Genomic DNA, 388 nt, shown 5'->3' with positions numbered 1-388 from the left:
GTGACGTGTCCACACAGATTGTCTGATGAAATAGAAGTAGCGGTATCAATAGGCTTGTAGCTCAGGTGGTTAGAGCGCACCCCTGATAAGGGTGAGGTCGGTGGTTCAAGTCCACTCAGGCCTACCAAATTTGTTTTACTCGTTGTTGCGGATGAGTTCGTTTACCCAAAAGTAAACTTCACTCCTCCACGCCTAGATTAAATCAAATTGGTAAATTTGAGCATTCACATGCAGATAATAAAAAATAATCCTTTATTATCAATTATTGATATCGAAAACCTTTATGGGGCTATAGCTCAGCTGGGAGAGCGCCTGCCTTGCACGCAGGAGGTCAGCGGTTCGATCCCGCTTAGCTCCACCATAAATTTTTTCTGATTATTCAGAATAG

2 tRNA genes are annotated in these 388 nt (G+C 43.0%); both read left to right on the top strand.

The annotated features are described in order from the left end of the window. The first annotated feature begins 50 nt into the window (after positions 1 to 50). Positions 51 to 127 (top strand) — tRNA-Ile (locus tag AAZR93_RS21635). A gap of 158 nt (positions 128 to 285) precedes the next feature. Next, positions 286 to 361 (top strand) — tRNA-Ala (locus tag AAZR93_RS21630). Positions 362 to 388 lie beyond the last annotated feature (27 nt).

Origin of the sequence: Providencia sp. Je.9.19 (assembly GCF_051129765.1) — a bacterium.
In the GTDB taxonomy this organism is placed as follows: domain Bacteria; phylum Pseudomonadota; class Gammaproteobacteria; order Enterobacterales; family Enterobacteriaceae; genus Providencia.
Note: the sequence above shows the minus strand (reverse complement) of the source record. Positions and strands in the feature narration are given on the sequence as shown.